Consider the following 25,839-nt stretch of genomic DNA (forward strand, 5'->3'; position numbering starts at 1 on the left):
GAATAAGCCCCGCCGCGTGCGGGGCTTTTGTGCTTTTCGGGCTGTATCGCCACGATCGCGCCGACGCGCTTTTTTGCCTGGTGACAGGCACACCAACTGCAAGCATCGCGCGGCATACTTCTAGCTCCCTTCCGTGTGTAACCGCGGCGCGACATCGCGCCGTCGACAACCGAATGAGGACCGACCGATGACTTATCAGCTCTATTACTGGGATGGATTGCAGGGCCGTGGCGAATTCGTGCGGCTGGCGCTCGAAGAAGCCCGTGCGGACTACGTCGAGGTAGCGCGCGGCGACGAACAGGACGGCCTCGGCACGGGTGCGATGATCGACGTGTTGGACAGCCGGTCGGAAGCGTACCTGCCGTACGCGCCGCCCTTCCTGCAGGACGGCGACCTGATCATTTCGCAGACGGCGAACATCCTGTTCTACCTCGGGCCGAAGCTGAATCTCGCGCCGAAGGTCGAGAGCCTGCGCTACGTCGCGAACGGCCTGCAACTGACCATCGCCGACATGGTCACGGAAGCGCACGATACGCATCACCCGCTCGCGTCTGGCATGTACTACGAGGAGCAGAAAGAGGCCGCCAAAATCCGCGCGACGGATTTCATCGACAACCGGATTCCGAAGTTCATGGGCTATTTCGAACGCGTGCTGAAGCAGAACCCAGCCGGCGACAAACACATGGTCGGCGACACGCTGACGTATGTCGATCTGTCGATGTTCCAGCTGATCGACGGCCTGCATTACGCCTTTCCACGCGCGATGAAGCATTTCGGCGAGCGTCATCCGCGGCTTGCCAGGCTGCATGACGCGGTGCTCAAGCGCCCGAATATCGCCGCCTATCTCGACTCGGAACGACGTCTGCCGTACAACGAAACCTGCGTTTTCCGGCACTACCCCGAACTCGACAAGGACGTGCGCTGAGATGAACTGACATCGTTCTTTCGCCACGTAGCGGCGCGCATGCCAGATATCGCCGGGTAACGCGCCCCTCTTCAACCCGTCGTCGCGCAATGCCGATAACATGCGAAGGCTTGCGCGCCACCCATACCAACCCTAAACGCCCGCTCCTGCCGTGCTTTCATTTCTGCTGAGACTGCGCACCCGCGCCGCCCATCTCTTCCGTCTGTCCGACGCGCACACGATGCTGGTGTGGTCGGTGATCGTCGGCATCGTGGGCGCCTTCGCGACGATCGCCTTCCGCGAAGGCATCTCGCTGATGCAGCGCGCGTTCACCGGACAGGACGGCAGTCTCGTCGAAATGGCAAAGCGCCTGCCCATTGCGATGCGTATCGCGTTGCCCGCGCTGGGCGGGCTGGCCGCGGGCGTGCTGCTGGTCATCGCGCAGCGCGGCGCCGACAAGAAACAGCATACGGATTACATGGAAGCCGTCGTAATCGGCGACGGTGTCGTGCCCGTGCGCCTCAGCCTGTGGCGCAGCGCGTCGTCGCTGTTCACGATTTCGAGCGGCGGCTCGATCGGCCGCGAAGGCCCGATGGTGCAGCTTGCCGCGCTGTGTGCATCGCTGATCGGGCGCTTCGTGCATTTCGATCCGCCGCGCCTGAAGCTGCTCGTGGCGTGCGGCGCGGCGGCGGGCATCACGTCCGCGTACAGCGCGCCCATCGCGGGCGCGTTCTTCGTCACCGAGCTCGTGCTCGGCTCGATCGCGATGGAAAGTTTCGGGCCGGTCGTGGTGGCGTCGGTGGTCTCGAATATCCTGATGCGCGAGTTCGCCGGTTACAAGCCGCCTTACGAGATGCCCGTGTTCCCGCCTGTCGCGGGACTCGAAGTGCTGCTGTTCGTCGCGCTCGGTCTGCTGTGCGGCGCGGCGGCGCCGCAGTTCCTCCGACTGATGGACACCACCAAGGCCGGCTTCCGCCGCCTGCCGATCCCCCTCCCTTTGCGGCTTGCGCTCGGCGGTTTGATCGTCGGCATTCTGTCCGTGTGGACGCCCGAGGTCTGGGGCAACGGCTATAGCGTCGTCAATTCGATCCTGCATTCGCCGTGGACCTGGTCCGCGCTCGTCGTCGTGCTCGTGTTCAAGCTGATTGCGACGGCGGCGACCGTCGGCTCGGGCGCCGTGGGCGGCATCTTCACGCCGACGCTCTTCTTCGGCGCGGTGCTCGGTTCGCTGTTCGGGCTCGGCATGAACGCGCTGTGGCCGCACGGGACGTCCGCGCCGTTCGCCTACGCGATGGTCGGCATGGGCGCGTTTCTGGCGGGGGCGACCCAGGCGCCGCTGATGGCGATCCTGATGATCTTCGAAATGACGTTGAGCTATCAGGTCGTGCTGCCGCTGATGGTGTCGTGCGTGGTCGCGTACTTCGCGGCGCGCGCGATCGGCAAGACGTCGATGTACGAGGTCACGCTGCACCGCAACCGCGAGGAACAGGAGCGCATGCGGTTGCGCGCGACGCAGATGCGCGAGCTGATCCGGCCGCCGCAAACCGTCGTGCAACCGAATGCGACCGTGCAGGACATGACGCGCGTGTTCCTCGAATATCCTGTCAAGTATCTGTACGTGACGGACGACAGCGGCTGCTTTCTCGGCGTGGTCGCGCTGAAGGACATCACGTCCGACCTGCTCGACAACCGCGACACGTCGGGGAAAACGGCGGCCGACTATCTGCAGCCGCATTTCGACGTGCTTACGCCCGACATGCCGATCGGCGTCGCGCTCCAACATTTCATGGCGTTCCAGGGCGAACGGCTGCCCGTGGTCGAAAGCGCCGCGCGGCCGACGCTTGCGGGCGTGGTCTACAAGACGTCGTTGCTCGATGCGTATTTCCGGATGAACCCGCGTTAACCGTCAACCTTCATCGATACCTCATCGATACTTACTGCGGCCCCAGTTCGGCGCATGGTAAAGCGCGTCAAGTTCCCTACAATGGATTGACCATGAACGAGCCGCAAGCCGCATCCCGCGATGTACGGCGCTGAGCAACGCCGGCGGAGATGCCCGCTCTGCGAGCGGGAGCGAAGATGAGCAAACCGTCCATCGATGCCGTGCGCCGCGACCATGCCGGCTGGATCTTCGTGCATATCGAAGGCGAGCCTTACGAGCGCGGCGAGCAGCACGGCACGTTGCTTGCCGCCGAAATCCAGAACGCGATCCGCACCGCCCGCTATCTCGCGAAATGGGACACGGGCGAGGAATTCGACACGTTCATCAATGCCGCCGTCGAGCAGTTCGCGCCACGCATCGACAGCGAATCCGCCGATGAAATCCAGGGCATCGCCGATGGCGCAAAACTCACGTTCGCCGAAGTGCTCGCGTGGAACGGTTACATGGATTTGCTGCAAAGCTGGTGGCCGCAGCACGCCGCGCAGCAGAAGCCGCAGCTCGGCCTGAAGCCGTGGCGCGGCCGGCGCGGGCATCACTGTAGTGCGTTCATCGCGACGGGCAGCGCGACGCGCGACGGCCGCATCGTGATGGCGCACAACTCGTGGGACCGCTACGCCACGGGCGACGCGTTCAACGTCGTGTTCGACATCGTGCCCGCAGCGGGCAACCGGATTCTGATGCAGGGCCTGCCTGGCTGCATTTCGAGCCTGACGGATTTCTGGGTGACGTCGGCGGGCCTGATGGTGACCGAGACCACCATTTCGAATTTCGCGGGCTACAACGCGTCGGGCGCGCCGGAGTTCTACCGCTCGCGACGCGCGACGCAGTACGCGAATAGCATCGGCGAATGGTGCGAGATGTTCGCGCTCGCGAACAACGGTGGCTACGCGAACAGCTGGCTGCTCGGCGACGCGAAAACGGGCGAGATCGCACGCTATGAACTCGGGCTGCACTACTCCGGTTTCGAAAGCACGAGGGACGGTTTCTACAGCGGCTACAACACGGCCACTGATCTGAAAATACGCAATCAGGAATGCACGGGCGAAGGCGAGGATTACACCGACGTGCGCAGGAACGGCGCGCGCCGGCTGCGCTTCATGCAACTGGAAGAGACGCATCACGGCAGGATCGACGTCGAGCTGGCGAAGGAAATGATCGCCGACCATCACGACGTCTATCTCGATCGCCCGGACAATCCGTGCTCGCGGACCATCTGCGGACATCTGGAACTGGACGACCAGCGCTTCGGCAGCTCCGATCACGGTCCGTTCAATCCGTGGGGCGCGAACGACGGCAAGGTGGTCGACAGCGACATGGCGCGCGACATGGCATTCTTCGCGCGCTGGGGCCATCCGTGTGGGCGGCCGTTCGACGCGCAGGCGTTCATGAAGCGCCATCCGCAATGGAACTGGCTAAACGGCTACATGCGTGACCGGCCTTCGTGGCCGTGGACGCGCTTCGACGTGCTGCGCTGAAGGCTCGCTCGCGGCGCGGCGGGACGCTCACGAACATCGTGGCTCGCGCCGGGTTAACGCCACCCGCTTTCTACATACGGGATGCGTTGCGCATCGCGCGGAACCGCCCCAGCGCTGGCTCGGGCGCATCCACCCGACACGAAACCGCCTCAAACCTCCATCAACAGAAGCCGATTTCCGTCCTTTCCTGGGCCTCACCAGCGCTTGTAAAAATAACTGGCGTAATATGGGGGGGACGCGCGGTGCTCGCAGACGGCGACCGCGTGGGGCGGGCGCCACTACGCTGTTGTCGCAATGGCATACCGCTTGCATGCAGTTCCTGCGCTGCCAGGCATAAGGAGGTCGAGCGATGAAAACCTCGACGCTGTTGATCATGGTGACGTTGTCGGCTTCGTGTTTCGCCGCGCCGGTGCATACGGCGACGGACGGCACGATCGACACGGCTGCCGCCCGCGCCAACGCTGCCCCCGTCGCGCCCGCCGCGCCGGACGTCGCGGCCCAGACCGATATCCGGCCCGAGCGATGGGAGCACATCGCACTGCCGAAGTCGCGGCATCTGGACCGAGGCTTCGTGGCAGAGGACGAACATCCGCAGACATGACGGCGCGAGATACGTCGACTTCGACCTCGATTCGATGGGCGGATCGTCTCGCTCGCGCCAACTACTTTCAGAACAATGGAGCGCGAGCATGACGGGATCGGCTATTCCGGGTGAATCGATTGACCTGCAGATCGCAGATATCCTGAGCGGCGTCACCTACCCGCTCAACAAGGACGCGCTCGTCGATGCCGCGCGCGAAGCCGGCGCCAGCAATGAAGTGCTGTCGATGCTCGATGGCCTGCCCGAGCAGGATTACGCGGATATCGATTCTGTGACGAAGCTGATCGGCAGCAATTTCGGGCCGGGCCTTGGCATCTGACGGCGAATCTATGCGGGACCTCAGCTCGACCGCCGTGCCGGTAACTCAAACGCCTTTGGACACTGCGCAGCGCAACCACGACTGGATACGGCGCGCGCCCGCGCGAGATGGCGTCGAGCGCATCGAAGCATTTTTCCAGCACAACGGCTACGCGCTGCATCGGCACGATACGTACGCGATCGGCTGTACGCTCGCGGGCGTGCAGAGCTTTCATTACCGGCGCAGCGTGCGCAACAGCCTGCCCGGCGGCACGATGGTGCTGCATCCCGACGAAATGCACGACGGCCAGGCCGGCACCGACGAAGGCTTCCGCTACCGGATGATTTACATTGAGCCCGCGCTGTTCCAGGCGGCGCTGGGCGGCAAGCCGCTGCCGTTCATCGAAGGCGGGCTATCGGACGATCCGCGTCTTGCTGCCGCGACGCAGGCGCTGCTGCAAGGCATCGACCGCGCAATGGACCCGCTCGAACAGGACGACGCGCTCTTCGACCTCGCGCACGCGCTGGACGCCGTGTCGGGCGCGCGGCCACTGCGCGCTTCCGCTGATTTCCGCGCGGCGCAACTGGCGCGCGATTACCTGCATGGCGCGCTCGAACGCCCCGTTACGCTCGACGAACTGGCCGCCGCGAGCGGCCGCGACCGCTGGAGCCTGTCGCGCGATTTCCGCGCGTTCTTCGGCACCAGCCCACATCGCTATCTGACGATGCGGCGTCTCGACGCCGCGCGTCAATCGATGCTGGGCGGCATGGCGCTCGTCGATGCCGCCGCTGCCGCGGGCTTTGCGGATCAGAGCCATATGACGCGGCATTTCGTGTCCGCGTACGGCGTGACACCGTCGCGCTGGCTGCGGATGATCAACGCGCAAACCCGGTGAGGACAGTGAGCGTTTGCACGAACGTTCAAGACGCGTGCATGGTCGCGTCTCTACACTCGACGACATCGACTTTCAACACAAGGAAACGCGATGTCCTCTACCTATCTCCCCATCAATTTCGCCAGCAAGCTGAGCCTGATTAACGATCAGTGGCAAGCGCGCGTGGTCGCCGAGATGAACGACTACCAGTTCAAGCTCGTCAAGATAGAAGGCGATTTCATCTGGCACGATCATGCCGATACGGACGAAACGTTCATCGTGCTCGAAGGCGAACTGCGCATCGACTTTCGCGACGGCGCGGTGAAGCTTTCATCGGGAGACATGTTCGTCGTGCCGAAGGGCAAGGAACACAAGCCCTACGCAGAGAAAGAAGTGAAACTGCTGTTGATCGAGCCGCGCGGCGTGAAGAACACAGGAAGCGAAACCAGCGAGCGCACGGCCGCCAACGACGTCTGGATCTGAGCGGGCCGCGCCTTACTCCATCGTCCTGCCGAACACGACGCGCGCGAAGAAATTGCCGAGCACTTCTTCCGCGCGTTCGCCCGAAAAACGTTGAGGATCGACGGTAAAGAAAAACTGCATGCCGTCGCACAAACCCATCAGACCGAGCGCCAGCGTCTCAGCCGGCAACGGCAGCGGCGTGCCGACGCGCACCGAAAACTCCGTGATGTAGGCCGTCAGCTGTTCTAGCTTCTCATGCATGAACGCATTGAAGCGCACGCGGAACCGCACGTCGCGCGCGGCCAGCAGCTTCGCCTCCACCCATAGCAGAAAGCACTTGTTCTCACTCGGCATGCGGCTGTAGTAGCGCAGCACGCTCGCTTCCATATCTTCGCGCGTCGCGTTCTCTTCGAAGATGTTCTGCAGATCCGCCTGCATCGACTCGTGATCGCGCCGCAACAACTCCAGGAACAGTTCGGGCTTGCTGCGGAAGTTCGAATAGAACGCGCCGCGCGTGTAACCCGCCGCGTCCGCGATGTCTTCGACGCTCGCCGCGACGAACCCCTTCTTCATGAAAATGGCCTGCGCAGCATCGAGCAGACGCAGGCGCGTCTGGTCTTTGCTCTGTTCGCGTGTGAGTCGTTTGCGTTTCATATTTAACAGTCTAGCATCGTTCCCCGACAAGATTCAGTTTTGCATTCAGATACAGGTGTGTATTAGAATGCAATTCACCATCTGAAGCAATGAGCCGCGTTGCGATGCGAAACGAAACGCTCGCGGCCCGCTTCGCTGCACGCCGTCGGTAGCCTCTGGCTTGCCGTATCCGTTTGCATCTCAGCCTGGGGGCATCGTGAATCGTTCCCGTCGTGGCGCGCCATCCATCGCGCGCAAGCAGTCCCGCCTGTCCGCCTCTGCTCCGTTGTTTCGCCGTACCTCGCTCGGCGTGCTCGTCCTCGCGGGCGCGCTGACACTCGCTGCGTGTCACAACAAGGAGGCCGCTGCACCCGCGCCGCGGCCTGTCGTCGCCGTCGCCGTGCACGCCGACGGCCTGCCGCTTGCCGCGTCGCTGCCGGGCGAAGTGCAGGCGCGCTATTCGACGCCGCTGTCGTTCCGTATCGCGGGCAAGATCATCGAGCGGCGCGTGCGGCTGGGTGATGTCGTGCAGAACGGTCAGGTCGTCGCGCGACTCGATCCCGCCGACGCGCAGAAAAACGCCGCCAGCGCCGCCGCGCAACTCGACGCCGCGCAGCACCGGCTCGTCTACGCGAAGCAGCAGCTCGACCGGGACCGCGCGCAGGCACGCGAGAACCTGATCGCACAGACGCAGTTGGAACAGACGGAAGACGCGTATGCGTCGGCTGCCGCGCAACGCGATCAGGCGCAGCAACAGGCCGCGCTCGCCAAAGACCAGCTTCAGTACGCAACCCTCACCGCCGATCACGCGGGCGTCATCACGGCCGAACAGGCGGATACGGGGCAGAACGTGTCGTCGGGACAGGCCGTCTACAACCTCGCCTGGTCGGGCGATGTGGATGTGGTCTGCGACGTGCCCGAAGGCGCGCTCGCAGCGCTGCGCGTCGGCCAGATGGCAACCGTCAAGCTCGGCGCGCTGCCCGGCCGCACATTCAATGCGCGCGTGCGCGAACTGTCGCCCGCCGCCGATCCGCAAAGCCGCACCTATCGCGCGAAGCTCACGCTCGACCAACCCGGCCCCGACGTGCGGCTCGGCATGACGGCCGACATCGACTTCACGCACGACAACGCCGCTGCACATGCAAGCCTTTACACGCTGCCCGCCACGGCGCTCTTTCATGACGGCACGCAGCCCGCAGTCTGGATCGTGAAGAGCGGCAGCGATCAGCTCGAACTGCGTCGCGTGCAGGTCGCGCATTACGCCGAACGGACCGTCGCGATCTCGCAAGGGCTGAACGAAGGCGAGCGTGTCGTATGGCAAGGCGTGCATACGGTGACGGCGGGCGAGAAAGTCCGCGTCGTGCCGCCGTTGCATCCCGAGGATTTCGCGTCATGAGCGCAGTACACGACGAAGAAGGACGCTTCAACCTGTCCGCGTGGGCGCTGCGCCATCAGGCGCTGGTGGTGTTTCTGATCACACTGGCGACAGCATTCGGCATCCTCGCCTATACGAAGCTGGCGCAATCGGAAGATCCGCCGTTCACGTTCCGCGTGATGGTGATCCGCACCTTCTGGCCCGGCGCGACCGCGCGCCAGGTGCAGGAAGAAGTCACCGACCGTATCGGCCGCAAGCTGCAGGAAACGCCCGCGATCGATTTTCTGCGCAGCTATTCGCGCCCCGGCGAATCGCTGATCTTCTTCACGATGAAGGACTCGGCACCCGTCAAGGACGTGCCGGAAACCTGGTATCAGGTACGCAAGAAAGTCGGCGATATCGCGCAGACGCTGCCGCAAGGTATTCAAGGGCCGTTCTTCAACGACGAGTTCGGCGACGTCTACACGAACATCTACACACTCGAAGGCGACGGCTTCTCTTCAGCGCAGTTGCACGACTACGCCGACGAATTACGCACGGTGCTGTTGCGCGTGCCGGGCGTCGGCAAGGTCGACTATTTCGGCGATCCCGACCAGCACATCTATGTCGAGATCACGAACACGCAACTGACGCGCCTGGGCATTTCACCGAATCAACTCGCGCAGGCGATCAACTCGCAGAACAGCGTCTCGCCGTCCGGCACGCTGACGACCTACGACGACCGCGTATTCGTGCGTCCGACGGGACAATTCAAAGACGTCAACGCGCTCGCCGACACGCTGATTCGCATCAACGGCCGCTCGTTCCGGCTCGGCGATATCGCGACAATCAAACGCGGCTACGACGATCCGCCCGTCACGCAAATGCGTTTCCAGGGCAAGCCCGTCCTCGGCATCGGCGTGACGATGCAGCCAGGCGGCGACGTGATCCAACTCGGCAAGTCGCTCGACGAGAAGATGAAGGACTTGCAGGCGCATCTGCCCGCGGGGCTGAAGCTCGTCGAAGTATCGAGCATGCCGCACGCCGTCGCGCATTCCGTCGACGACTTCCTCGAAGCTGTCGCCGAAGCGGTGGCGATCGTGCTGGTCGTGAGTCTCGTGTCGCTGGGCGTGCGAACGGGGATGGTGGTCGTCATCTCGATTCCCGTCGTGCTCGCCGTGACGGCGCTGTGCATGTACCTGTTCGATATCGGGCTACACAAGGTGTCGTTGGGTACGCTGGTGCTCGCGCTCGGCCTGCTTGTCGACGACGCCATCATCGCCGTCGAAATGATGGCCGTGAAGCTCGAACAAGGCTGGAACCGCACGCGCGCCGCAGCCTACGCTTATACGAGCACCGCGTTTCCGATGCTGACGGGCACGCTCGTCACCGTGGCGGGCTTTCTGCCCATCGCGCTCGCCAAGTCGAGCACGGGCGAGTACACGCGCTCGATTTTCGAAGTGTCGGCGATTGCGCTGATCGCGTCGTGGCTCGCGGCCGTCGTGCTGATTCCGATGCTCGGCTATCACCTGCTGCCCGAGCGCAAACGCCAGGCGCACGAACCCGAGGACCATGAACACGACATCTACGAAACGCGTTTCTATCGACGTTTGACGGGCTGGATCGCGTGGTGCATCGAGCGGCGTTTCGTCGTGCTGGCGATTACCGTGATTCTGTTCGTCGTGTCGCTCGCGGGCTTTTCGATCGTGCCTCAGCAGTTCTTCCCAAGTTCCGATCGCTCCGAACTGCTCGTCGATGTGCGGCTGCCCGAAGGCGCCTCGTTCCAGGCAACGTTGCGCCAGGCGCAGCGCATCGAAAAAGCCCTTGAAGGCCGGCCCGAAATCGATCATTCGGTGAACTTCGTTGGTTCGGGCGCGCCGCGTTTCTATCTGCCGCTCGACCAGCAACTGCAGCAGCCGAACTTCGCGCAGTTCGTGATCACCGCAAAGTCCGTCGAAGATCGCGAGAAGCTCGCGCGCTGGCTCGAACCGAAACTGCGCAACGACTTCCCCGCGATCCGCACGCGCCTGTCGCGGCTTGAAAACGGCCCGCCTGTCGGTTATCCCGTGCAGTTCCGCGTAAGCGGCGACGACATCGCGACGGTGCGCTCGATTGCCGAAAAAGTGGCCGCGACGATGCGCGGGAATCCGGGCACGGCGAACGTGCAGTTCGACTGGGACGAGCCCGCCGAGCGCTCGGTGCGCTTCGAGGTCGATCAGAAGAAGGCGCGAGAACTGGGCGTGACGTCGGCGGACGTATCGAGTTTTCTGGCGATGACGCTGTCGGGTTACACGGTCACGCAGTACCGCGAGCGCGACAAACTGATTAGCGTCGATCTGCGCGCGCCGAAGAACGAGCGCGTCGACCCGTCGCAACTGCTGACGCTCGCGATGCCCACGCCCAACGGCTCAGTGCCGCTCGGCGCGCTCGGGCGCATGCGCGACGACCTCGAATACGGCGTGATCTGGGAACGCGACCGGCAACCGACGATCACCGTGCAGTCCGACGTGCGCGGCAACGCGCAAGGTATCGACGTCACGCATGCCGTCGACAAACAGCTTGCGCAGATTCGTTCGACGCTGCCTGTGGGCTATCGGATCGAAATCGGCGGCTCGGTCGAGGAAAGCGCGAAGGGACAGACGTCGATCAATGCGCAGATGCCGATCATGATCATTGCCGTGCTGGTGTTGCTGATGATCCAGTTGCAAAGCTTCGCGCGCGTGCTGATGGTCGTGCTGACCGCTCCGCTCGGCCTGATCGGCGTGGTCGCGACCTTGCTGCTGTTCGGCAAGCCGTTTGGCTTCGTCGCGATGCTCGGCGTGATTGCGATGTTCGGCATCATCATGCGCAACTCGGTGATTCTCGTCGATCAGATCGAACAGGACATCGCGCAGGGGCACAAGCGCTTCGATGCGATCGTCGGCGCGACGGTGCGGCGCTTCCGCCCGATTACGCTGACAGCGGCGGCCGCCGTGCTCGCGCTGATTCCGCTGTTGCGCTCGAACTTCTTCGGCCCGATGGCAACGGCGCTGATGGGCGGCATCACGAGCGCGACGGTGCTCACGCTGTTCTATCTGCCCGCGCTGTACGCCGCGTGGTTCCGCGTGCGCGGCGACGAGCGCGATCCGCGCCCCGCGCCGTCCGATCATTCGGGGAACTGACATGAGCCTTCTTTCGATGACCCGTACGTCTTTTGCCGTAGCCGTTGCCTGCGTGTTCGCGGCGGCCTGTTCGTTCGGGCCGAATGGCAATCCGCCCGCGATGCCCGAACCCGCGCACTACGGCGCCGATCCGCAACCGATGCAGACCGTGCCTGCGCAAGGCGTGACGCAGCAGTTCGTGGTTGGCGCGAAGGCGGTGCCGCAATGGTGGCGCACGTTCGAATCGGATCAGCTGAACGCGCTCGTCGACGAGGGCCTGCGCAACAGCCCGACGCTCGACGCCGCCGACAAGAGCCTCAAGGCAGCGCGCGAGCAGTTGCGCGCGCAGATCGGCAGCAACATGTTGCCGACCATCGACGCCGGCGGCCAGGCGGCTCGCCAGCGCGCGCTCGCGATTCCCGAGATCGGGCCGAATACGTTTCTGTACAACACGTTCGTTGGGCAGTTGCAGGCGCAGTACACGTTCGATATTTTTGGCGCGTCGCGGCTTGCGAACGCGGCGCTGGCGTCGCGTGTGAATGTGCAGGCGTATCAGTTCGACGCGGCGCGGCGCGCGCTGGCCGCGAACATCGTGGCCGCGGCGATTTCGGCGGCGATGCTCGACGCACAGGTGCAAACGACCGAGCGGCTCGTCGCGCTCGCCAACGAACAGGCGCGCGACACGCAGCGCCGCTACGATCTCGGCGCGGTGTCGCACAGCGATCTGTTGAACGCGCAGCAAAGCGCGGCGTCGCTTGCCGCGAGTCTGCCGCCGGCCCGCCAGCAGTTGCTGACGACGCGGCATGCGCTTGCGGTGCTGCTCGGGCGTACGCCGGATGAGGCACCGCCTGCGCTCGATCTCGCTTCTTTGCATGTGCCGGAACAGGTGCCCGTCTCCGTGCCATCCGATCTGCTGAAGGCACGCCCCGATATTCAGGCCGCCGATGCGACGCTCAAGGCCGCTGCCGCCGATGTCGGTGTCGCAACCGCGCAGATGTTTCCGAGCTTGACGCTGAGCGCATCGATGGGACAAGGCGGGTTTAGCTGGCCTGTTGCGTTGTCGGGCGCGGGGGCGATCTGGAGCATCGGCGCATCGATCACACAGCCGATCTTTCACGGCGGTGCGCTGTTTGCGCAGCGGCGCGCGGCTGTCGCTTCGTATGAAGCTGCAACGTCGCAGTACAAGCAGACCGTGCTGGCCGCGTTCCAGAATGTCGCGGATACGCTCGCTGCGCTCGAGCATGATGCGCAATCGCTCGATGCCGCGAATGTTGCTGCGCGGGCGGCGCAGAGGTCGTTTGAGGAGACGGCCGCGCGGTATCGGCTGGGGGCCGTGCCCGCCACGGCGTCGCGGGCGAGCGAGCAGCAGTATCGCAATGCGCGGCTTGATGAGATTCGGTTTACTGGCGCGAGATTGAACGATACGGCAGCGTTGTTTCAGGCGATGGGGAATCCTCCGCCGGAGGCATTGGCGTCGCCTGTTGTGCAGTGAACCTGTCGGTGATGGTCGGGTTTGGGGTTATCAACAGTTTTTGTTCACAGGCTTGTTGATATCTTCTGGATAGGTGAGATAAGTCGTTGAGCGTGCATCGAAATATGCTTTTGGTGTGCGGCGCTCTTTTTGCCTGATTTTTTTGCGAGTGCGCTGGTAGCTGTGTTTGCGCCTTCGTGGCGCGGACGGTTTTGGTTTTCTTGCCTTTGCGGTGGCATCCGCGGGTTGCCTTCGCGGCACGGGCGATGCCGTTTGGTCTTTTGGCCTTTGCGCTGGCATCCGCGCTTTGTTAGCTTGCTTCAAGCGTCGCCCCTGTGCGGGGCGGCACCTACTTTTCTTTGCCGCCGCAAAGAAAAGTAGGCAAAAGAAAGCGGCTAACACCGCCAACACCTCTCATTGCCTGAGGGCCCCCACAGGGTCTTACGCTTCACACGGCAGCCTTTCTGTTTGCGTGCGTTGCCAACGCTTCGAATGAACGCCTCACCCGCTTCAAGCACCCGTACATGGGTTCACGGCAGCGAACGGTATATGCCGCCCAGGTGGCAAACTGTGTGTAGGTTGTCGCGTCGTATAGCGTGGCGCTCTTACAGGGTGGGACGCATGTACTTTCGGTCCGAAGTGAGGCGTGTGGAGTGCTACGGCCTACACACAGTTTGCCACCTGGGCGGCGGTGGACTATCTGGCAAGGCATGCTGAAGCGCGGGGGCGTGAAGCGGGTGAGGCGCACTGCAAGAGCGCTGGCAACGAACTTGAATCGAGAAGTTGCCGCGTGAAGTAAGGGACCGGTTGGGGGCCCTCAGGCAAAAACAAAAATTGGCGGTGTTAGCCGCTTTCTTTTGCCTACTTTTCTTTGCGGCGGCAAAGAAAAGTAGGTGACACAAGAACTGGCGGTGTTAGCCGCTTTCTTTTGCCTACTTTTCTTTGCGGCGGCAAAGAAAAGTAGGTGCCCCCCCACAGGGGCGACGCCTGAAGCTAGATAACAAAACGCGGATGCCAGCGCAAACACAAGCAAACCAAACCGCCCGCGCAGCGCAAAAACCAAACCCAAACCCTTATGGCTTATTCGACTCAAACAAATCCATAATCTGCTTCTTCTCAGTCGAGGTGACATTCGGCGGCGGCGCGGGCGGCGTCATCCCCGCCGGCCCAACCGTGCCAACCGCATCACCACCGCTTGCGAGCGGATTCGCCGAATCCATGCCGATGCTCGCCACGAAACCACTCCCCGGCGTCATATCCGCATAGAACAACTCACCATCGACGGAAGTCACACCCTGAGGCATCTCAGGCTCAACCTGCGGCACACCACGCAGCGCACGCTGCATATACTCGACCCATATCGGCAACGCCAGTTGCGCGCCAAACTCGCGGCTACCGAGCGACTTCGGCTGGTCATAACCCATCCACGCGACAGCCACGAGCGATTGCTGATAGCCGGCAAACCAGCCATCCTTCGCATCGTTCGTCGTACCCGTCTTGCCTTGCAGATCGTTACGATGCAGCACGTTCGTGCCCGCGCCCGTGCCCGCCGTCGCCACCGAATGCAGCAGGCTGTTCATGATGTACGCGTTGCGCGGCTCCAGCGTGCGCGGCGCATCCTTGCCCGCCGTCAGCGGCTGCGCGCGCGACAGCGGTTGGCCGTGCGCGTCGTCCACTTCGCCGATCAGATACGGATTGATCCGGTAACCGCCGTTCGCGAACACGCTATACGCACCCGCCGATTGCAGCGGCGTCACCAGACCAGCGCCAAGCGCCATCGGCAGATACGGCGGCGTCTTGTCGGCGTCGAAGCCGAAGCGCTGCGTGACGAAATCCTGCGCGTACTTCGTGCCGATATACGACAGGATGCGAATCGACACCAGGTTCTTCGACTTCTGCAGCGCGAGACGCATCGGCATCGGACCATCGGGCTGATCGTCGTCCTTCGGCTCCCACGCGTCGCCGCCCGGCGCGCTCGGCGGGAAGTACAACGGCGCGTCGTTGATGATCGTCGCCGGTCCCAAGCCCTTGTCGAGCGCCGCCGAATAGATGAACGGCTTGAAGCTCGACCCCGGCTGGCGCCATGCCTGCGTCACGTGGTTGAACTTGTTCTTGTTGAAGTCGAAGCCGCCGACCAGCGCGCGGATCGCGCCGTCCTGCGGCGTCATCGACACCAGCGCGCCTTCCACTTGCGGCAACTGCGTGATTTGCCAGTTGCCGTTTGCATCGGCGATCAGGCGCACGATCGAGCCCGGCCGGATGCGCTGCGCCTGCGCCGCGCGCGCCGACAGCGCGCCCGCCGCGAAACGCAAGCCATCGCCCGTCACGCTCGCCTGCGTGCCGTCCAGCAATTGCGCCTTCACTTCCTTCGGCGTCGCCGACGTCACCACGGCCGCAATGATCTCGCCGTTGTCAGGGTGATCGTTCAGCGCGTCTTCGATGGCTTCGTCGCGCTCGTCGCCGGCAGCCGGCAACTCGACGAACCCTTCCGGACCGCGATAGCCGTGACGGCGCTCGTAGTCCATCACGCCCTTGCGCACGGCGAGATAGGCGGCTTCCTGATCGGCGGAATCGATCGTCGTCGTGACGTTCAGACCGCGCGTGTAGGTCTCGTCCTTGTACTGCGCGTACATCATCTGGCGCACCATCTCCGAGATGTACTCGGCATGCACGCTGTACTCGTTGCCCGCCGTCTTCGTGCGGATATCTTCCTTGATAGCCTGGTTGTACTGGTCTTGCGTGATGTAGTTCAGATCGAGCATCCGCTTCAGGATGTACTCCTGGCGAATCTTCGCGCGCTTCGGATTGACAACCGGGTTGTACGCGGACGGCGCCTTCGGCAGCCCCGCGAGCATCGCCGCCTGCGCCAGCGTGATGTCCTTCAGATCCTTGCCGAAGTACACGCGCGCCGCGGCCGCGAAGCCGTAGGCGCGCTCGCCCAGATAGATCTGGTTCATGTACAGCTCGAGAATCTGGTCTTTCGTGAGTGCGCGCTCGATCTTGTACGCGAGCAGCATTTCATAGATCTTGCGCGTGTACGTCTTTTCGCTCGACAGGAAGAAGTTGCGCGCGACCTGCATCGTGATCGTGCTCGCGCCCTGCGACGAACCGCCATGCGCAAGGTCCGCAAAACCCGCGCGCAGGATGCCGATGAAATCGACGCCACCATGCTCGTAGAAGCGGTAGTCCTCGATCGCGAGCACGGCCTTCTTCTGAACGTCAGGGATGTCCTGGAAGCGCACCAGACTGCGGCGCTCCTCGCCGAATTCGCCGATCAGCACGTGGTCCGCCGTATAGATGCGCAGCGGCACCTTCGGGCGGTAGTCGGTGAGCGCATCGAGCGACGGCAATTGAGGCCCCATCACGACGAGCGCATAGCCGATGATCAGCGCGCCGACCACCGCGAGCGTCGCGAACAGCCCGGCGAACCACAACGCGATCGTGCCGCCTATTGAGCGACCCGAGCGACCTGAGCCGCCCGAACGGGCACCGCCGCCGCGCTCATCGCGATCGTCTTCTTCGCGCTGCGCGTAGCGGTAATCGCGACTCGGGTTGTCGTTGCTGCCGAAAGAAGGCTCGCGGCCTGAATGCCCTGAGGAGCTGGAAGATTGCGGTCGTTTGATGATTGGCATGACTGGAATGATGGGCGCTACTTACACGCCGGAGTTGCACGCGCGGTACGCCTGTATCGTGATCGTGGCGCCGCTCGCGCGACATAACGCGCGGCTGCGGCCCCGTTGCGCGCCAGATTGGCGCCTTGCCACCGATCCGGCGGCGGCCATGCAAGGACGCCCCGCGCGCAACGCATGACGACGGCCTCTACCCTTGGCGACTGCCACCGCGCGGCACCGACTGTTTGACCCCGCCCCGGCCGGCCGCACGGCGCGCCCTGGCAGTGTCTGGCGCAACGTAACAGCGCATTTTAAAGAAATCAAGCGGCGCAGAAGGTGATTTTTTTGTAAGAATTCCCTCACGATTGCGCCCCGATGTAAGAAAAAACACTGTGTGGCGCCACGCGAGTCTGCCCGCGGCGCGCCGTGCGGTTATCAACAGAAAATGTTCACAGCCCTGTGGACAATGCTCCTGCAAACGCGGCAACCCGTTGATGTGACAGCCATTTTACGGGCCGCCCGATTTACGCCCGCGCGCAACCGCGCGCCCCGTTTTAGTCTTATGATGGTTTGAGGTGCGCCAAGCAAGACTCGCCGCCCTGCCCGGATTCCTCCGCAGTTCGACACCAACAAAGAACGCGAGCCGATCTATGAACAAGCCTAGCGAACGCATCGTCGTCTTCGTCAGCCCCGCCCAGAAACGCGCCATCTCCACGACGGCGGAAAACCTCGGCATCAGTGTCAGCGAGCTGATGCGGCGCGCAGTGCTGAGCTTCGGCGCGACCAGCGAGCAGGTCAAGGCGGCGAGCATCGTCGACCGGTTGCGGGCGCCGCGCGAACCCGACGCGCTGAACGAAGCGCTGCAACGCGTCGCCCGCGCAAGCAAACATCTGCGGCAAGCCACGCCGGCCGCGCTCCGATCGCCCGCACCGGGCAGCAAAAGCACGCCGACTGAAAACGATACCGTCTTCGCCGCCTCCGGTACGCCGCAAGAGCCGCTCGCCCCCATCGATCTCGCCACCCCCGTCGCCGCGCTCGCGACACCCGTCGCGTCCGTTACGCTCGACAGCACCGACGACGCTGTCGCCGCTCAGGCCGCTGCACGCGTAACGGCCGCGAAATCTGCTGCGCTCGCGTCACACGACGCCACCGACACGCGCGCGCCATCCGGCGCGCCCACACTGCTTTCGTCGAAACGCAATGCCGCAAGCAAGCGTAAGCAGGAGCACGAAGACGACGAACCGGGCATCGATCCCACCGAAGGCAGCGGGCACTTCGCCTGAGTTCGCGGCGTTAGATGGCACGTGTACGTCGTGCTCGCAAACGCCTATCGTCGGCTATCCGAAAGAATTCGACCACGCGATTTGACAAATCCGCACGCTGATTCGTTCATCACGTTGCGTATGCGCGCGCACGTCGCAAAGATTGCGAAAGCATCGGCTGAAAGGCGCAGGAAATCGCGTTTTAAGACCGTTTTAAGAGTACCCGTGGTGTAATATCCGCGAGCTGTTGAATAGCCGGTCATGCATCGATTGCAAGGCGTGTGCGAAGCGTCAACGGATGCGTCGCGGCAACTTAAATATGCGCTCAGGTATTGCATTCCGTGCGCGCGCCCCGATGTCAGGTCCGTTTGCTCCGCTGTCATGCAACAAGCGCGAAGACGCGCTGTCTGATGGCATGGAGCAGACCCGCAGCATCGCGCAAGGCGGCGTAAACTATGTTCAGTCGACGTCGTTGCGCGCGAGCTTCAATGCGCCGGGTATTCAGCGTCGATTTCAATCAATGGAGGAATTTCATGTCGCTTTTTGACAGCATCACGCGGACGGTCAAAGGTCTCCTGAACGATGCAGCCGACTCCGTGCAAGACCCGTCGCGTGATGCGCGCCAGATCGTGCGCGAACTCGACGAGAGCATCGCGAAAGCGGAGAACTCGCTGATCGAGATCCAGGCGCAGGTCGCCACGCAGCAAAGCAAGCGCGACGTGGCCGCCGACAAGGCGAAGAAGTACGAAGACGGCGCCAAACGCGCGCTGCAGTCGGGCGACGAAGCGCTCGCGCGCGAGGCACTCGGCGCGCAGTCGACGGCGGAAGCCGAACGCGACGCGCTCGCGAGGGAACTGACCACGCTTGAGCCTTCCGTCGACCAGTTGAAGACGCAGATCGACGATATGCGTCAGCGCCGCAACGACCTGAACGCGCGCTCGAACATCCTGCAGGCCAAGCAGCAGATCGCGGAAGCCAAGGACACGGCGGCCACCGCGCTGGGCGGAATCGGCGGCAAGAATCTTGCTGAAGACTTCCAGAAGCTGGAAGACAAGGTCGCGCTGTCGACGGCACGTTCCGACGCGCGCCTGAACTCGGCCGACGTGAAGAGCGGCAAGGCGCTCGACGACAAGCTCGCGGACCTGAACCGCGGCCCGTCGATCGACGACCGCCTCGCCGCGCTGAAGAAGCAGCTGGACACGCCTGCGCAGTAAGCGCGCAATCAGCGCGCACAGGCGATGTGCCGCGCGGCGCCGTGTACTACGACACGACGGCCGCGCGGCACGGCAACTCGATAGTCAAGGAGACGGGCGTCAATCCGCCCGGCCCGCATCATGAAAAAACTCCTCGCAGCAGCCGGTGTGTCCCTGACGCTTTCGCTGATGCTCGTGTCTGGCGCCGCCTTCGCGTTGCCGACGGCGACGCAGATCGAAACGACGATTCAACAGGGCGACTGGCAGAAGGCCGACTCGCAGTTGAACGAGGTGCTGAAGGCGCATCCCGACAGCGCCCGGGCGCACTATCTGTACGCGCAGGTGCTCGATCGCGAAGGCCGCCCTGCCGAAGCGCTCACGCAGCTTCAACAGGCGAAGACGCTCGACCCGCAGGTTCGCTTCACCGACCCCGCCCGCTTCGCGCAGACGGAAGCACGTCTGCGCTCGGACGCCGCGCGCGTGAGCGGTGGCGCTGGCGGCGGCGTCACGCATCGCACGAACAATCCGTTCGCGCAGCAGCAATCCGCGCCCGCCACGCCGTCGGCATTCCAGCCGGCGCCCGAACGACATGGTCCTTCAATGGGCATGTGGATCGGCATCGTCGTTCTGATCGGCGCGATTGCGTTGATCCTGCGCTGGACGCTGCGCCGCGCGCGCTCGCAGGACGACACGCGCGCCACCGACGACCGTCGCGCGCAACTCAAACGCGCAACCGATCTGCTCAACGACGTGCGTTCGCTGAAGCTCGACGTGAAGCTGTCGACGGCGCCGGGACACGAAGCGCTCGAGCGCGAAGTCGAAGGCGCGGAGACGCAGCTGCGTCAGCTGGTCGAAGCGCTGTCGAATAGCAAGAACCCCGTGCCGCCGTATCAGATCGAAGACCTCGAACGGCAGGTCGCGAGCCTCAAGGCACGCGCCGAAGGCCGGCCTGATCCGAATGCGGCGCCTGCCGCAACGGCGAGTATGGGCGACTCTTCCTACGCACGCGAAGCGGACACGGCGTTCGGACGCGGCGGCCAGCAGCCAGGTTACCCGCCCGGTTATCCGCAAGCGCCCTACCCGTATCCGCCGCAGCAACAGCAGCCGCCCGTCATCGTGCAGCAAGGCGGCGGCTTCGGCGGCGGCATGGGTGGCTTGCTGACGGGCGTGCTGCTCGGTGAAGCGCTCAACTCAGGCCGCGACCGCGTGATCGAACGCGATGTGATCGTCGACGACGAATCGCGCAAGCGCGGCAGCAACGACGCCGGCTCGATCGACTTCGGTCAAGGCTCGAACGACTGGAGCGACGGTAGCGGCGGCGGAGATGGCGGTGTGGATATGGGCAGCAACGACGATTCGGGCGGCTGGAACGACACCTGACCGATTCACCTCGTCCGTATGAAACGCAAAGGGCTCCTCACGGAGCCCTTTTCTCATTGCGCCTCATGCTGCGCGAGGAAGACGGCACCCGTGAACAGCCTGACGATGAAACGCTCCGCATAGTCGATCAACAACTCACGCTGCGCGACATTGCCGATGAATTCATGCGACAGATGGAAAAGCTGCAACACGATCTGCGTGCAGATTTCCTCGACGGTTTCGCGGGGTAGCCCGGGCATCAGGTTCAACCGCACGACGTCCTCGGCCATTTCAGCCGACACCTCGTTCAGGTGTACTCGCACCGCCTCGCGCAACGCTGGCGACGTGCCGTGATACTCGGCCAGCGCACTCAGAAAGGCCTCGCGGTTTTCCAGCGCGAACGCAAAGAAAGCCACGCAGGCGCGGCGCGGCACGCGATGCGGCTCGTCGTGCGCGGCTAGCCAACGTTCGCACCGAAGCATCGGGCGCAGGCGGCGGCTGACCGATTCGACGGCTTCGCGCGCGAGATCGTCGAGTGTTGCGAAGTGCCGATAGAACGTGTTCGGGTTGAGTCTCGCCTCGCGCGCCACCTCGCGCAGGCCGAGGCTCGCGAAGCTGCGGCCGCCCGCCGTCAGGCGCAACGCGGCCTCGATCAGCTTGCGCTTGCCGGGAGCGAGTTCCAGTTCTGATACGGATTGCATGAGCTTCCGTTTAACGACGCATGACGGCCAATGCAATGTCACGGCCTTGGAGCCAGCACTGTACAACGATCTTGACGCACTGTGTACAGTTGTCTACCCTGCGCGTTAACCGTCGTAGACGGAGGTAGACAAATCAACTTTTATCTTATTCGGCATCGGAGAGTTTGCAGACTTCGACGATGCGCTGGAGCGTTGAACCCATGCCTTCACCTCATCGTGCTGAGATGCGTATCGCGATTATCGGAAGCGGCTTCTCGGGCATCGGCATGGCGATCCGGCTCAAGCGCATGGGATTTACCTCGTTCACGATCTACGAAGCGGCGGCCGACCTGGGCGGTACGTGGCGCGACAACACGTATCCAGGCGCTGCATGCGATGTGCCGTCACACCTGTACTCGTTTTCATTCGAAGCGAACCCGTCGTGGTCGCGGGCGTTCAGTCATCAGCATGAGATCCTTGCGTATCTGAAGCATTGTGCGCGCAAGTATCAGGTGGATAGTGCGATGCAGTTCAATGCACGCGTAACGGCCGCGCGTTTCGATGAGGCGCGGCTCGTCTGGCGGCTCGATATCGCGCGCAATGGCGTGCATGAAACCGTCGAGGCCGATGCAGTGATCTCTGCGATTGGGCTGTTATCGCGACCGGCGATTCCGCGGATCGATGGACTCGATACGTTCGGTGGAAAGATATTTCATTCGGCGCACTGGGACCACGACTATCCGCTCGAAGGCAAACGCGTCGCCGTCATCGGCACCGGCGCCAGCGCGATCCAGTTCATCCCGCGAATCCAGCCGCGCGTCGCGCAGATGCTGCTCTTCCAACGCACCGCGCCGTGGATCATGCCCAAGCCCGACAAGCCCGTCAGCGAACGCGCGCGCTGGCTCTTCAAACATCTGCCATTCACGCAACGCTGCGTGCGCAGCGCGATCTACTGGCAGATGGAATCGCGCGGACTCGGATTCTTCGTCAATCCGAATCTCGTGAACCCGGCGATGAAATTCGCGCGCAGCTACCTCGAACGACGGGTGAAAGATCCTGCACTGCGCGCGAAGCTGACACCCGACTACAGGCTCGGATGCAAACGCGTGCTGCTATCGAGCGATTACTATCCGGCACTAGGCCAGCCGAATGTCGACGTGGTCACGACACCGATCCGCACCATCGTGCATGACGGCATCGTGACGGCCGACGGCGCGCATCATGCGGTCGATGCGATCATCTGCGGCACCGGGTTTCAGGTGAACGACGTCGGCGCGCCATTCGACGTGACGGGACTCGGCGGCGCCGATCTCGATGCACTTTGGCTGCGCGATGGACCCGAAGCGTATCTGGGCACGAGCATCGCGGACTTTCCGAATTTCTTCATGATGGCCGGACCCAATACCGCCCTTGGGCACAACTCGATGATCTACATGATCGAGTCGCAGGTGCAATACATTGCCGATTGCCTGCGCGAATTGCACCGTCGCGGCGCCCGCACGATGAATCTTCGTGCCGACGTTCAGCGCGCATTCAACGCGAGCCTGCAACGCGACATGAAGCGAACTGTCTGGGCGAGCGGCTGCCACAGCTGGTATCAGACGAAGAGCGGCAAGATCACGGCAATCTGGCCGCGCTTCACATTCAATTTCCGTCGACGCACACGTCGCGTGCGCAGTGCCGAATACGTGTATTCAGATCAGGAGCGAGAGTAAAACATCGAAGCGACGCAGACGACGCTCGCGCCGCTGCCACCTCGGTCGCTCGCTGCGCGCCTCGGCATCACGAGCGTCCGCGAGATGACAGGACCTCCGCGAGTTTCTCGCTCAGTCCCTCCCGGACGCACTCCGTTGCAGGTCTAGCGGTTATCCTGTGCATATCCAACATACACCCGTGTCTCGTACGCGAACTCGACCGTGCCATCTTGCGCGGTACGGTCGAACAACTCGCGCAGCGCCGTCAGCATCGGTTGATGATTCGGATGCCCGGCCTTCGGCGCATAAGACGATGACATCAGCCTCCCCTTCACGCCTTCGAAGTCGAGCCGCTGTGCGTTCGGGAAACGCGCTTTGTGAGCGAGCGCGTCGCCGAACCAGACAGCCATTGATTCGTCGTCCGCATAGCGTTCCGATACAGCCTGATAGTCAACGCTGAAACGTTGCAACAGCGCTTCGTAGCCCGCAAGAAAAGGTGTCGCGTCGAGTAGCCGGCTATTCCAGATCAACGCGATCAGACCGCGCGGCTTCAGGATGCGCGCGAACTCGCGTCGCGCTGTCGCCGGATCGAACCAGTGAAACGCCTGTGCCGCGATGACGAGATCGACGCTCGCGCCGTCCAATGTAGTCGCCTCCGCAGTGCCCGCGACGCTCTTGTAGTCTGCGTACCCGGCAAGCCATGCGTCGGCGGCGGCGCGCATCGCCTGATTCGGCTCGACGGCGACGACCGGGTGCCCACCATCGAGCAAGAGCTTTGACGAAATGCCCGTGCCCGCACCGATGTCAGCAACCTGTGCGCCGTCGGCAAGCCCGCATGTCGCGTGCAGGAAGGTCACGACTTCGCGCGGATAGCCCGGCCGGTATTTGACGTAGTCGGTCACGCGGTCGGTGAAGCGCTGGGTGGAATCGTCGGTCATCGGTGGGTGGATTACCGGGATGAAATGGACTTCAGCTTACTGCAGTTCACCCCGCACAGCGTGACAGTGCATCGCATTCTGCTTCAGGTTCAGCCGCCGCCCAACAGGCGCAGCAGGCCCCACAGGAACTTGCAGACCATTACGATCAGTTCCCATAGATACCACAGCTGTTCCCAGCCCGAGACGCGCGCGAAGGATTCAATCATCAGTCAATGGTTGGCGGATTCGACAGACATGTGGCACGGCTTGCGCGCGGCCACCGGCGATCGTACCCGATTCGACTGCGGGATAGTCCCTATCAAGCAGTTCCGTAAGGGGCCGTTGAGAAACCGTAAGCGTGAAAGACGACGTGCAATTCATGTGCCGCAGTTCATCTGCCGGATGCAGATCAGTGCGTGTCGACCTGCTCGCCACATGAACTCGAAAACGTAAAACGGACACCAGGTCGGCGTGCGCCAGCGCCGCGCCGTTCAGGAGACTTGACCATGACGGGCTTTTTCAATCGACGCCGGCGCCGCAGCAGCGGCACCTTATCCGTTGTCGGCGATATCGCCGCGCAGGCGGGCAAGCTCGGCATCGAGATCTGCGACGTGTCCGGTCATATCGAAGAAGTCGCCACCCGCGTCGAACGGCAAGCCGATGTATGCCAGACGCTGCGCCAGTCGGCGGCGGCGACGCTCGCCGGCAATCACCGCATCGCCGCTGCGGCCCGCGAAATGCGCACGGTAACGGCGCAGGCAGCGGGTGACGTCGAGACTTCCCAGCACACGCTCGAAGCGTCGCTGTCGGATATTCACGGGCTGGTGGAAGGCGTGACGGTGATCGAGAGTCAAATCGGCGCACTGCGTGCGGCGCTGTCGCACGTGAGCCGCGTGTCCGAGGAGATATCGCTGATCGCGCGCCAGACGCATCTGCTCGCGCTGAATGCCGCGATCGAAGCCGCGCGTGCGGGAGAATTCGGCAAGAGCTTCGCGGTGGTCGCCGCCGAGGTGAAGACGCTGTCGGCGAAAACCGCGCAGGCAACGGGTCAGATCGAAACGACGCTGGCGCAACTCACCGAGCAGACCGAGCGCCTGATTACCGAAGGCGCCGAGAACACAGCTCGCGCACAGCGGGTGCGCGAAGGCACGCGGATGATCGGCGACGTCGTGCATTCGACAGGTCACGCGATCATGCAATTGAATGCAGAGGCAAACCAGATCGCGACGCTGTCCGGCGAAATCGAAGAGCAATGCAATGCATTCGAGTCGCAGGTGCTCGATATTGCCACCGACGTCGAGCATTCCGGCGAAAACTTCGTGCAGGCAAAGAACCGGCTCGGCAATCTGCTCGGCGTATCGGAAAACCTGATCGAACTGACGGCGGCCACGGGCGTCGCAACGGCGGACACACCGTTCATCGAAGCCGTCGAACAGGCTGCCGCAAGAGTCGGCAAGCTGTTCGAAGCGGCTATCGCGCGGGGCGAACTGACGATGAACGACCTGTTCGACGATCGTTACGTGCCCGTACCGGGCACGAATCCGCAGCAGTTCATGACGCGCTTTACCGACCTCACCGACCGCGTCCTGCCGTTGATCCAGGAACCCATGCTCGAACTCGACCCGCGCGTCGCGTTCTGCGCAGCCGTCGACACGCGCGGCTACCTGCCCACCCACAATCTCAAGTTCTCGCAGCCGCAGCGTGGCGATCCCGTCTGGAATGCCGCGAACTGCCGCAACCGGCGGATGTTCAACGACCGCACCGGCCTCGCTGCCGGGACCAGTACGAAACGCTTCCTGCTGCAAACCTATCGGCGCGACATGGGTGGTGGCGAATATGCACTGATGAAGGACGCGTCAGCGCCGATTTTCGTCAACGGCCGGCATTGGGGCGGATTGCGGATCGGATATCGGATCTGATAGCGGGAATTGCGCATCAAGCCATCTGATGAAGACTCGCTTTGCCGGCG

General features: G+C 63.3%; 21 protein-coding genes. 16 read left to right on the top strand and 5 right to left on the bottom strand.

Annotation, left to right across the window (positions count from 1 at the left end; all coding sequences use genetic code 11):
- Nucleotides 1–187: 187 nt before the first annotated feature.
- From BLT65_RS00355 to BLT65_RS00385, 7 genes are all read left to right on the top strand, one after another.
- Entirely contained in the window at nt 188–925 is a 738-nt protein-coding gene (locus BLT65_RS00355) for a glutathione S-transferase (RefSeq protein ID WP_091773969.1), read from the top strand.
- A gap of 151 nt (nt 926–1,076) precedes the next feature.
- Complete coding sequence (locus BLT65_RS00360; RefSeq protein WP_091773971.1) at nt 1,077–2,807, top strand: ClcB-like voltage-gated chloride channel protein; 1,731 nt, start codon at nt 1,077–1,079, stop codon at nt 2,805–2,807.
- A 176-nt stretch (nt 2,808–2,983) separates the two neighbouring features.
- Nucleotides 2,984–4,321: a C45 family autoproteolytic acyltransferase/hydrolase gene (locus BLT65_RS00365; RefSeq protein WP_091773973.1), complete on the top strand. Its 1,338-nt coding sequence runs from the start codon at nt 2,984–2,986 to the stop codon at nt 4,319–4,321.
- 349 nt (nt 4,322–4,670) lie between these two features.
- Nucleotides 4,671–4,922 carry a hypothetical protein gene (locus tag BLT65_RS00370; protein ID WP_091773975.1) on the top strand — a complete coding sequence of 84 codons (252 nt, stop codon included), beginning with the start codon at nt 4,671–4,673 and terminating at the stop codon, nt 4,920–4,922.
- An 88-nt stretch (nt 4,923–5,010) separates the two neighbouring features.
- The gene (locus tag BLT65_RS00375; RefSeq protein ID WP_007588322.1) at nt 5,011–5,241 is read left to right on the top strand and encodes a DUF2795 domain-containing protein; all 231 of its coding nucleotides are present in this window, start codon (nt 5,011–5,013) and stop codon (nt 5,239–5,241) included.
- 10 nt (nt 5,242–5,251) lie between these two features.
- Entirely contained in the window at nt 5,252–6,115 is an 864-nt protein-coding gene (locus tag BLT65_RS00380; protein WP_091773977.1) for an AraC family transcriptional regulator, read from the top strand.
- A 90-nt stretch (nt 6,116–6,205) separates the two neighbouring features.
- Complete coding sequence (locus BLT65_RS00385) at nt 6,206–6,577, top strand: cupin domain-containing protein (RefSeq protein ID WP_091773979.1); 372 nt, start codon at nt 6,206–6,208, stop codon at nt 6,575–6,577.
- Nucleotides 6,578–6,589: 12 nt separating this feature from the next.
- Here BLT65_RS00385 and BLT65_RS00390 read toward each other — a convergent pair whose 3' ends face one another.
- The gene (locus BLT65_RS00390; RefSeq protein ID WP_007588318.1) at nt 6,590–7,210 is read right to left on the bottom strand and encodes a TetR/AcrR family transcriptional regulator; all 621 of its coding nucleotides are present in this window, start codon (nt 7,208–7,210) and stop codon (nt 6,590–6,592) included.
- Nucleotides 7,211–7,457: 247 nt separating this feature from the next.
- Between BLT65_RS00390 and BLT65_RS00395 the strand changes: the two genes are divergently transcribed.
- From BLT65_RS00395 to BLT65_RS00405, 3 genes are read left to right on the top strand one after another with little or no spacing between them, the layout of a single operon-like run.
- Nucleotides 7,458–8,585 carry an efflux RND transporter periplasmic adaptor subunit gene (locus tag BLT65_RS00395; RefSeq protein ID WP_091774826.1) on the top strand — a complete coding sequence of 376 codons (1,128 nt, stop codon included), beginning with the start codon at nt 7,458–7,460 and terminating at the stop codon, nt 8,583–8,585.
- Complete coding sequence (locus BLT65_RS00400) at nt 8,582–11,704, top strand: efflux RND transporter permease subunit (protein ID WP_091773981.1); 3,123 nt, start codon at nt 8,582–8,584, stop codon at nt 11,702–11,704. Before BLT65_RS00395 ends, BLT65_RS00400 begins: the two co-directional genes overlap by 4 nt.
- A gap of 1 nt (nt 11,705) precedes the next feature.
- The gene (locus tag BLT65_RS00405; protein WP_091773983.1) at nt 11,706–13,175 is read left to right on the top strand and encodes an efflux transporter outer membrane subunit; all 1,470 of its coding nucleotides are present in this window, start codon (nt 11,706–11,708) and stop codon (nt 13,173–13,175) included.
- 30 nt (nt 13,176–13,205) lie between these two features.
- Here the strand turns inward: BLT65_RS00405 and BLT65_RS46265 are convergent, their stop codons facing one another.
- Together BLT65_RS46265 and BLT65_RS00410 are read right to left on the bottom strand one after the other, a co-directional pair.
- Nucleotides 13,206–13,478, bottom strand: a complete 273-nt coding sequence (locus tag BLT65_RS46265) for a hypothetical protein (RefSeq protein ID WP_143036457.1) — start codon at nt 13,476–13,478, stop codon at nt 13,206–13,208.
- A 749-nt stretch (nt 13,479–14,227) separates the two neighbouring features.
- The gene (locus BLT65_RS00410) at nt 14,228–16,786 is read right to left on the bottom strand and encodes a penicillin-binding protein 1A (protein ID WP_091773986.1); all 2,559 of its coding nucleotides are present in this window, start codon (nt 16,784–16,786) and stop codon (nt 14,228–14,230) included.
- Between the two features lie 629 nt (nt 16,787–17,415).
- Here BLT65_RS00410 and BLT65_RS00415 point away from each other — a divergent pair.
- The 4 genes from BLT65_RS00415 (at nt 17,416) to BLT65_RS00430 (ending at nt 20,600) form a co-directional block, all read left to right on the top strand.
- Complete coding sequence (locus BLT65_RS00415; protein ID WP_091773988.1) at nt 17,416–18,048, top strand: plasmid mobilization protein; 633 nt, start codon at nt 17,416–17,418, stop codon at nt 18,046–18,048.
- A gap of 277 nt (nt 18,049–18,325) precedes the next feature.
- On the top strand, nt 18,326–18,574 hold the full coding sequence (locus BLT65_RS00420) for a hypothetical protein (RefSeq protein ID WP_143036458.1): 249 nt from the start codon (nt 18,326–18,328) through the stop codon (nt 18,572–18,574).
- Nucleotides 18,561–19,241 (top strand): PspA/IM30 family protein, encoded by a 681-nt coding sequence (locus BLT65_RS00425; protein ID WP_007588312.1) that lies wholly within the window; start codon nt 18,561–18,563, stop codon nt 19,239–19,241. The genes BLT65_RS00420 and BLT65_RS00425 overlap by 14 nt, the downstream gene beginning before the upstream one ends.
- Before the next feature lie 120 nt (nt 19,242–19,361).
- On the top strand, nt 19,362–20,600 hold the full coding sequence (locus BLT65_RS00430) for a tetratricopeptide repeat protein (protein ID WP_091773992.1): 1,239 nt from the start codon (nt 19,362–19,364) through the stop codon (nt 20,598–20,600).
- Between the two features lie 53 nt (nt 20,601–20,653).
- On the opposite strand, the gene BLT65_RS00435 is transcribed toward BLT65_RS00430, so the two are convergent.
- Nucleotides 20,654–21,280, bottom strand: a complete 627-nt coding sequence (locus BLT65_RS00435) for a TetR family transcriptional regulator (RefSeq protein ID WP_091773995.1) — start codon at nt 21,278–21,280, stop codon at nt 20,654–20,656.
- 200 nt (nt 21,281–21,480) lie between these two features.
- Between BLT65_RS00435 and BLT65_RS00440 the strand changes: the two genes are divergently transcribed.
- The gene (locus tag BLT65_RS00440; protein ID WP_091773997.1) at nt 21,481–22,974 is read left to right on the top strand and encodes a flavin-containing monooxygenase; all 1,494 of its coding nucleotides are present in this window, start codon (nt 21,481–21,483) and stop codon (nt 22,972–22,974) included.
- Nucleotides 22,975–23,117: 143 nt separating this feature from the next.
- Here BLT65_RS00440 and BLT65_RS00445 read toward each other — a convergent pair whose 3' ends face one another.
- On the bottom strand, nt 23,118–23,891 hold the full coding sequence (locus BLT65_RS00445; RefSeq protein WP_091773999.1) for a class I SAM-dependent methyltransferase: 774 nt from the start codon (nt 23,889–23,891) through the stop codon (nt 23,118–23,120).
- A gap of 485 nt (nt 23,892–24,376) precedes the next feature.
- Between BLT65_RS00445 and BLT65_RS00450 the strand changes: the two genes are divergently transcribed.
- The gene (locus BLT65_RS00450) at nt 24,377–25,789 is read left to right on the top strand and encodes a methyl-accepting chemotaxis protein (protein ID WP_091774001.1); all 1,413 of its coding nucleotides are present in this window, start codon (nt 24,377–24,379) and stop codon (nt 25,787–25,789) included.
- Nucleotides 25,790–25,839 lie beyond the last annotated feature (50 nt).

The sequence above is a fragment of the Paraburkholderia steynii genome (assembly GCF_900100565.1).
In the GTDB taxonomy this organism is placed as follows: Bacteria; Pseudomonadota; Gammaproteobacteria; order Burkholderiales; family Burkholderiaceae; genus Paraburkholderia; species Paraburkholderia terrae.

Coding starts and splice junctions, on each gene's coding strand:
- BLT65_RS00355 (WP_091773969.1), top strand. CDS start 188: ATGACTTATCAGCTCTATTACTGGGATGGATTGCAGGGCCGTGGCGAA.
- BLT65_RS00410 (WP_091773986.1), bottom strand. CDS start 16,786: ATGCCAATCATCAAACGACCGCAATCTTCCAGCTCCTCAGGGCATTCA.
- BLT65_RS00440 (WP_091773997.1), top strand. CDS start 21,481: ATGCCTTCACCTCATCGTGCTGAGATGCGTATCGCGATTATCGGAAGC.
- BLT65_RS00400 (WP_091773981.1), top strand. CDS start 8,582: ATGAGCGCAGTACACGACGAAGAAGGACGCTTCAACCTGTCCGCGTGG.
- BLT65_RS00390 (WP_007588318.1), bottom strand. CDS start 7,210: ATGAAACGCAAACGACTCACACGCGAACAGAGCAAAGACCAGACGCGC.
- BLT65_RS00380 (WP_091773977.1), top strand. CDS start 5,252: ATGCGGGACCTCAGCTCGACCGCCGTGCCGGTAACTCAAACGCCTTTG.
- BLT65_RS00405 (WP_091773983.1), top strand. CDS start 11,706: ATGAGCCTTCTTTCGATGACCCGTACGTCTTTTGCCGTAGCCGTTGCC.
- BLT65_RS00450 (WP_091774001.1), top strand. CDS start 24,377: ATGACGGGCTTTTTCAATCGACGCCGGCGCCGCAGCAGCGGCACCTTA.
- BLT65_RS00415 (WP_091773988.1), top strand. CDS start 17,416: ATGAACAAGCCTAGCGAACGCATCGTCGTCTTCGTCAGCCCCGCCCAG.
- BLT65_RS00370 (WP_091773975.1), top strand. CDS start 4,671: ATGAAAACCTCGACGCTGTTGATCATGGTGACGTTGTCGGCTTCGTGT.
- BLT65_RS00385 (WP_091773979.1), top strand. CDS start 6,206: ATGTCCTCTACCTATCTCCCCATCAATTTCGCCAGCAAGCTGAGCCTG.
- BLT65_RS00375 (WP_007588322.1), top strand. CDS start 5,011: ATGACGGGATCGGCTATTCCGGGTGAATCGATTGACCTGCAGATCGCA.
- BLT65_RS00430 (WP_091773992.1), top strand. CDS start 19,362: ATGAAAAAACTCCTCGCAGCAGCCGGTGTGTCCCTGACGCTTTCGCTG.
- BLT65_RS00445 (WP_091773999.1), bottom strand. CDS start 23,891: ATGACCGACGATTCCACCCAGCGCTTCACCGACCGCGTGACCGACTAC.
- BLT65_RS00435 (WP_091773995.1), bottom strand. CDS start 21,280: ATGCAATCCGTATCAGAACTGGAACTCGCTCCCGGCAAGCGCAAGCTG.
- BLT65_RS00425 (WP_007588312.1), top strand. CDS start 18,561: ATGTCGCTTTTTGACAGCATCACGCGGACGGTCAAAGGTCTCCTGAAC.
- BLT65_RS00365 (WP_091773973.1), top strand. CDS start 2,984: ATGAGCAAACCGTCCATCGATGCCGTGCGCCGCGACCATGCCGGCTGG.
- BLT65_RS00420 (WP_143036458.1), top strand. CDS start 18,326: ATGCGTCGCGGCAACTTAAATATGCGCTCAGGTATTGCATTCCGTGCG.